The 5,398-nt window shown below is 57.7% G+C and carries 11 protein-coding genes; 3 read left to right on the top strand and 8 right to left on the bottom strand.

The window, feature by feature from the left end; all coding sequences use genetic code 11:
* Nucleotides 1-300 precede the first annotated feature (300 nt).
* Entirely contained in the window at nt 301-786 is a 486-nt protein-coding gene (locus tag H0V78_06180) for a pentapeptide repeat-containing protein (protein ID MBA2351369.1), read from the top strand.
* Between the two features lie 14 nt (nt 787-800).
* Here H0V78_06180 and H0V78_06175 read toward each other — a convergent pair whose 3' ends face one another.
* The 7 genes from H0V78_06175 to H0V78_06145 form a co-directional block, all read right to left on the bottom strand.
* On the bottom strand, nt 801-1,271 hold the full coding sequence (locus H0V78_06175) for a lipocalin family protein (GenBank protein ID MBA2351368.1): 471 nt from the start codon (nt 1,269-1,271) through the stop codon (nt 801-803).
* 65 nt (nt 1,272-1,336) lie between these two features.
* On the bottom strand, nt 1,337-1,558 hold the full coding sequence (locus tag H0V78_06170) for a hypothetical protein (GenBank protein MBA2351367.1): 222 nt from the start codon (nt 1,556-1,558) through the stop codon (nt 1,337-1,339).
* Nucleotides 1,559-1,630: 72 nt separating this feature from the next.
* On the bottom strand, nt 1,631-2,542 hold the full coding sequence (locus tag H0V78_06165) for a hypothetical protein (GenBank protein ID MBA2351366.1): 912 nt from the start codon (nt 2,540-2,542) through the stop codon (nt 1,631-1,633).
* Nucleotides 2,543-2,550: 8 nt separating this feature from the next.
* On the bottom strand, nt 2,551-2,718 hold the full coding sequence (locus H0V78_06160) for a hypothetical protein (GenBank protein ID MBA2351365.1): 168 nt from the start codon (nt 2,716-2,718) through the stop codon (nt 2,551-2,553).
* Nucleotides 2,715-2,996 carry a hypothetical protein gene (locus tag H0V78_06155; protein ID MBA2351364.1) on the bottom strand — a complete coding sequence of 94 codons (282 nt, stop codon included), beginning with the start codon at nt 2,994-2,996 and terminating at the stop codon, nt 2,715-2,717. Before H0V78_06155 ends, H0V78_06160 begins: the two co-directional genes overlap by 4 nt.
* A gap of 15 nt (nt 2,997-3,011) precedes the next feature.
* Nucleotides 3,012-3,353: a type II toxin-antitoxin system PemK/MazF family toxin gene (locus H0V78_06150; GenBank protein MBA2351363.1), complete on the bottom strand. Its 342-nt coding sequence runs from the start codon at nt 3,351-3,353 to the stop codon at nt 3,012-3,014.
* Nucleotides 3,347-3,580: a CopG family transcriptional regulator gene (locus H0V78_06145; protein ID MBA2351362.1), complete on the bottom strand. Its 234-nt coding sequence runs from the start codon at nt 3,578-3,580 to the stop codon at nt 3,347-3,349. Before H0V78_06145 ends, H0V78_06150 begins: the two co-directional genes overlap by 7 nt.
* A 111-nt stretch (nt 3,581-3,691) precedes the next feature.
* Between H0V78_06145 and H0V78_06140 the strand changes: the two genes are divergently transcribed.
* Both H0V78_06140 and H0V78_06135 read left to right on the top strand, forming a co-directional pair.
* Nucleotides 3,692-4,138, top strand: a complete 447-nt coding sequence (locus H0V78_06140) for a YaiI/YqxD family protein (GenBank protein MBA2351361.1) — start codon at nt 3,692-3,694, stop codon at nt 4,136-4,138.
* A gap of 135 nt (nt 4,139-4,273) precedes the next feature.
* On the top strand, nt 4,274-4,846 hold the full coding sequence (locus H0V78_06135; protein MBA2351360.1) for a DUF1415 domain-containing protein: 573 nt from the start codon (nt 4,274-4,276) through the stop codon (nt 4,844-4,846).
* Between the two features lie 235 nt (nt 4,847-5,081).
* On the opposite strand, the gene H0V78_06130 is transcribed toward H0V78_06135, so the two are convergent.
* Nucleotides 5,082-5,398 (bottom strand): alpha/beta hydrolase (locus H0V78_06130; GenBank protein MBA2351359.1); only part of this gene is annotated, 317 nt, incomplete at its 5' end.

Below are 5,398 nucleotides of genomic sequence, written 5' to 3'. Positions count from 1 at the left end.
GCCGTCGAGCACGGTGCGGCGAGCGTGATGGGGTTGGCGGAAGACCAGTTCTAACGTGCCGTGGGGAGGGCGCCAAGCACGATAGCTTTCTCCTTCCCCCTCGCCTGCCCCAGCGGGTATTAAGCAGGGAATGGGGAAGGTCGGGATGGGAGGCGGTTGCTAAGGCGAACGTATTAAACGACGGCCACTTTTGAAAGCTGCTCGATATAAGCATTGCGGCCGCACCTCAGGACGGAACCCGGTTTTGAACGCTTTTTATTTCGCGCGCTCTCACTGTTTTTAATCATCGAGGTCTTTATCATGGCGCTTGGGAAGCTAATAACGGCAGTCAGCTTCGCGCTTTGCGCGATTGCACCGGTTTCCGCATTCGCGCAACAGAACGTCAACGGTTGCGAAATCCGGCCGCAGACTTATTGCGGCGCCGCCGACTTGCACGGCGCGAACTTGCAGTTCGCTCACCTGTACTCCGCAGACCTGCAGAAGGTCAATTTGTCGAAAGCCAATCTGCAGCAGGCGCAGCTTTACAGCTCGGTATTCGACGGCGCCGATCTGTCGAACGCGAACGCCTCCGGCGCGAATTTCGTCGGCGCCGATATGCTAAACACGAATCTTTCGGGAGCCAACTTTTCGCGCGCGAACCTGAAAGGCGCGAATCTGACGAACGCCGATTTGTCGGGCGCGAATTTCAGGAAGGCCAATCTGGAAGGCGCCATTCTCGAAGGCGCGAAACTGGAAGGCGCGAATTTCGAAGGCGCGAAAACTCAGGGCTGCAAGGGTTGTCCGTAGCCGCCATATCGAGGCTAGCTTCCGTGGCCGGCGGTACGAAGTCGATCGGTTAAGCGCACGCTCTTTCGGCAACGCAGGGCGTCCGGTTTGGCCGGGACGAGCCTGACCTCTACCGGTTCCCCCGGGTTGTTGCTTCTGATTCTGAACTCGTCTGCGCTCAACTGGAGAATGTCCGTCTTGTAAGGGCGGCCCTCTTCGACCATGGTTAACTCTCCGCCCTCGTACTTCCATGTCCCGAGCAGCGGCGTGCTATTGGCGGAAGTAATGAGCAGCGTCCCCTCCGACAGAAACACATACAGCGTCCCAGGCGCGACACCGGATGAATTCTCCACCTGCCACACGCGATTGACGAAGCTGACGGCGCCGCCTCCGGCGCCGTCAAGAGCCTGTTCGGGTCGCACGCTTTGCCACGAGCAGCCGGTGAGAGCAAGTGCGGAAGCGAGAATTAAAGCGGTCGTTTGCAACTTGCTTCTGAGAAAGCGCATCTTCGCTTCGAAAGTTGTCGCCTAAACCTTCAAGTTGAGAGCGGCGCGCGGTTTTGCGCGTCCGCTCAATGTCGGGTTTGGCTTGCTGATCGCTGTGCGACGCGCATAAGCCCTCGCAAGGCATCGTTGACGGCCTCGGCATTTGGAAATGCGGTGGCGACGTCGGGTTCCAGGACGACTACATTGCTGCTCTGCATGTATTGCTGGAAATACTTTCCCCGGACGCCCCGCGAGAAATCATATTCAGCACGCATTTCAGCGGTTTCAAGTTTTGGTCTATAACGCATAGTTTGATCGTTCACGTTTCGTGGCGTGTCTCCGGTAATTACGCGAACCCCATTATTCTTTTCAGTACGGCGCTAGCGAAGGTTTTCGTCGGGTTTGTCCGGGAGACGAGCCAACTCCGCATTGAGCTCGTCCTTGTCCAGCTCCTTTGGCGGGTCGCCTGCTTGCATCGCCTCCATCATTTTGGACATATGCGGCATCATCACCCCAGCAAGAGCACTTACATCCATTCCGTTCGCAATTGTGGGCAGGGGTAATGAGTTGGCGTCTCGTGTCGTGCCGGTATAGAACCGATGTCCACCGCCACCCTTGTGAACGCCTTCCTTTCTGTTCCGCCAGGCAACTGTGCAGCGCGGCCCCACTGATTTGTCGCTGATGCCTAAATGCACTTCGCTATTCAGGCTGGCCAAGTGGTCAGCCATCGCACAGGACGACACTTGGCCGCGGTCATAAGCTCTGACTAGGCGAAGCAGGGGCCGTTTCCACTTCTTGTCTTGAATCAGGTACAGGGCGCCGGTCCCGCCTAACCCCAACCGCGGCGGCCTAGGGGTGGCCGGTGTCGGTTTGTCAATCACGTGGCGTGTGTAGCGAAAGTGGTAGCTTTTACGGTCCGGCGCAAAAACAAGGTCGATTGTATAAAGCCTTGTCTCGTTGCCAAGGAATGCCGTAACGATCACGTTGTGAGCGGGCCCGCCGTCCCCTGGCATTCCGACCATGTGTTGCGGAAACTGCTTTTTCATCGCTTCCGCCAGTACATCGAGGGACTGCTCTTGTGGAAGGTTCCTGCCACGCAGAACCGCGCTCATCCAATCTGCGGGTTCGGTTCCGAGGGCGGTAGCTCCAAGCCCGGCGTATCCGAGAATGGCCACGCCATCCGTAGTTTCGAGGAACATCACTTTGCGCGCATCATCCTTCGGCGCGCGGGTCTTGAAGGAAAGACGGCGATCAGTCAGCAGCCAGATCGACTCACGTCCGTTGACAGTCACAACGAGCGTCACAATATGCGCTGACCGGCGTGTTCCGGAGCGGCGAGCCCGCTGTCGTTGCGATAGCGCTGCCATAATTCGTCAGGCGCTGGATAATCGCCGCGCGAGGTTTCGAGGCCGGTAAAATAATCGAACTCGATGATGTCCTGCCCGTTGCTGGCGTAGGCAAACTTCAATCCAAGCATTTCCGCGTAGTCTTTTGCCTGTTGCAATCCATCGGCGGAATTTTTATATCCCGCTTTGCTTCCAGCACGGCAAGCGGGAAGTCGCGCGTGTAGCGCAGCAGATAATCGACGCGTTTTGTCGGTTTGCGGACGAAGCCTTTTCCCGCGGGAACGATGCGGCCGTCGGTTATAGTTCGCTGTTCGGCGATCAAGTGCGGTTCATCGTCCCAGCCGAGGGCTTGCAGCCTGGGAACGATGAGTTTGCGGCAAGTATCGGCTTCGGTCGGCACTTGAGAAACCGATACTTACAAGGATAGAACCAATCGAACGCCGTCGTCGATCCGAAGCATGGTTGCAGTATCCAGGCGTCCACATCGATCAGTCAGAAACGCTTTGTCGAGTGTGACGATCTGCGACACGTTAGCGACAGAGTCCTTGGGCAGCCGGGTTTTTTTCGCCGACAGCCGCACATTCCCGGGCGCTTCGGCGAGACGGAGATTGGAGGTGAGTGCTACGACGATTACCGTTTGAATGCGGCTGCGATTGAATGTGTCGGACTGGATGATGACGACCGGCCTTTCGTAAGCGGGCTCGGATGCGACTGGATCGGGCAGGGCTGCCCACCAGACGTCGCCCCGGCTCACCATTTTGTCTTGCGAAGGGATTTGGATTGCATGTGTTGAAGTGCGGGATCGAGGCCAGGTTCGTTGGCGTATATCCCGTCCAGCCTTGCCGTGACTTCATCCTCACTGTGCTTGTTCAGGAAATCCTTCAGCGCGGTCACATAAAGTTCGCTGCGGGACATTCCCTTGCGCTTGGCTAGATGGTCGGCCGATGCAAAAATTTCGTCGGGTACGGAGATGGCGGTTTTCATGGCGGAAAGTATGAATACGGTTATACCGACAAGTCAAGCTCATAACAAAGTTGCATCCTTAGATTTTAAAGAAACATGAGAACCCACCTGAGGCAAAGAACCCTTTAGCTCATGCAAATCTGGGTCGATGCCGACGCATGCCCGAATGCGATCAAGGAAATTCTGTTTCGCGCGGCCGGGCGGCGCGGGATCGTGACGACCCTGGTTGCGAATCAGCTCATTCGCGTTCCGGCTTCGCCATATATCAAATCGCTGCAGGTGCCGCGTGGTTTTGACGTGGCAGATAACGAGATCGTGGCGAAGGTTGCGGCAGGCGATCTCGTCATCACGGCCGATATTCCGCTCGCCGCTGATGTGATCGAGCGCGGCGGTTTTGCATTGAATCCGCGCGGCGAGTTTTATACGCAGGACAATATTCGCGAGCATCTGACCATGCGCAATTTCATGGACGGATTGCGCAGCAGCGGCGTTGAAACCGGCGGGCCGGCAACGTTGAATCAGGCGGATCGGCAGGCATTTGCGAATCGGCTCGATCAGTTTTTGGCCAGGCACGCGTAGCAGCGCGCCATTCAGTCATGGAATGCCGAGATTCGATTGACTAATGCTCGCGAGTTCTGCAATGGTGGGGTAATGGCAGAGAACGTTAACCGCGAAACAGATGCCGCCCGCGAATCCGGCGCGCAGGCACGCGCTATGGACGAAGCGATCGCGGCGAGCGAAGCAGCGATCGCGGCAACGCGTATCTGGCTGGAACGCGCGGTCATAGGCCTCAACCTGTGCCCTTTCGCCAAAGGCGTTCACGCCAAAAATCAGATTCGCACTGTCGTCAGCGATGCGCGCAGCGAACAGGCATTGCTTGCCGATCTGACGCGTGAGCTGCAATACCTGGCCGCGGCCAACGCCGACGAAATCGACACGACGCTGCTTATTCATCCGTACGTGCTCGATAATTTTCTCGACTACAACGATTTTCTCGACGTCGCGGACCAGGCGGTCGAAGACCTCGGCTTGGGCGGCGAACTTCAGGTCGCGAGCTTTCATCCGCGCTACCAGTTCGCCGGTACGGCGTGCGATGACATCAGCAACTACAGCAACCGCTCGCCGTATCCGATGCTGCATCTGCTGCGTGAAGCGAGCGTCGAGCGCGCAGTCGCGGCTTTTCCCGATGCCGGCGGCATATTTGACAAGAATATCGCAACGCTGCAAAGCCTCGGCCACGACGGATGGCAGCGTCTCGACATTCCGCGAGCGCGCTGCGGAAAGTGACGCCAAAAGGGCTGAGCGCAACGGTTTCAGGATCGCGTCATGCCAGCGAACGCGAGCGGGCTGTAAGAGCAGTTAAGTAGTGCCTTTCGCGCTCAGTGTGGTGCTGTGTAACCAAGCGTGTGTCATTCCCGCGCACGCGGGAATCCAGTTCTTTTTTCAATGTGATTCTGCTGGATTCCGGCTCGCGTCCTTCGGTCGCGTCCGGAATGACAAGCGGGGGCAGGCCCGCGGCGCGTCAGCGTTCCAGAAATTCAAGCAGCGCGTCGTGGAAGCGTTGCGGCGCTTCGAGGTGCGGAATGTGGCCGACGTTGTCGAACTCGATCAGCTTCGCATTCGGGATATCCTTCGCGGCCGCGCGCCCAAGTTGCGGGTATTGTCCGAGCGTTTCCAGTACTTCCACCGGCACAATGCCGCGCCCCAAAGTTGTGCGGTCTTCCTGGCCGATGACCAGCAAAGTCGGCGCCGCGATCAGATGGAATTCGTGGCGCACTGGCTGCTGATAAATCATCTGGTAGGTCAGCGCTGAAGACTTCGCCCAGCGCGGATATTCGC

The sequence above is a fragment of the Burkholderiales bacterium genome (assembly GCA_013695435.1).
In the GTDB taxonomy this organism is placed as follows: domain Bacteria; phylum Pseudomonadota; class Gammaproteobacteria; order Burkholderiales; family JACMKV01; genus JACMKV01.
Note: the sequence above shows the minus strand (reverse complement) of the source record. Positions and strands in the feature narration are given on the sequence as shown.

What these genes read in the sequence shown, in the direction of transcription:
- H0V78_06180 (MBA2351369.1), top strand. Translation starts at nt 301, where the DNA reads ATGGCGCTTGGGAAGCTAATAACGGCAGTCAGCTTCGCGCTTTGCGCG.
- H0V78_06175 (MBA2351368.1), bottom strand. Translation starts at nt 1,271, where the DNA reads ATGCGCTTTCTCAGAAGCAAGTTGCAAACGACCGCTTTAATTCTCGCT.
- H0V78_06170 (MBA2351367.1), bottom strand. Translation starts at nt 1,558, where the DNA reads ATGCGTTATAGACCAAAACTTGAAACCGCTGAAATGCGTGCTGAATAT.
- H0V78_06150 (MBA2351363.1), bottom strand. Translation starts at nt 3,353, where the DNA reads ATGGTGAGCCGGGGCGACGTCTGGTGGGCAGCCCTGCCCGATCCAGTC.
- H0V78_06145 (MBA2351362.1), bottom strand. Translation starts at nt 3,580, where the DNA reads ATGAAAACCGCCATCTCCGTACCCGACGAAATTTTTGCATCGGCCGAC.
- H0V78_06140 (MBA2351361.1), top strand. Translation starts at nt 3,692, where the DNA reads ATGCAAATCTGGGTCGATGCCGACGCATGCCCGAATGCGATCAAGGAA.
- H0V78_06135 (MBA2351360.1), top strand. Translation starts at nt 4,274, where the DNA reads ATGGACGAAGCGATCGCGGCGAGCGAAGCAGCGATCGCGGCAACGCGT.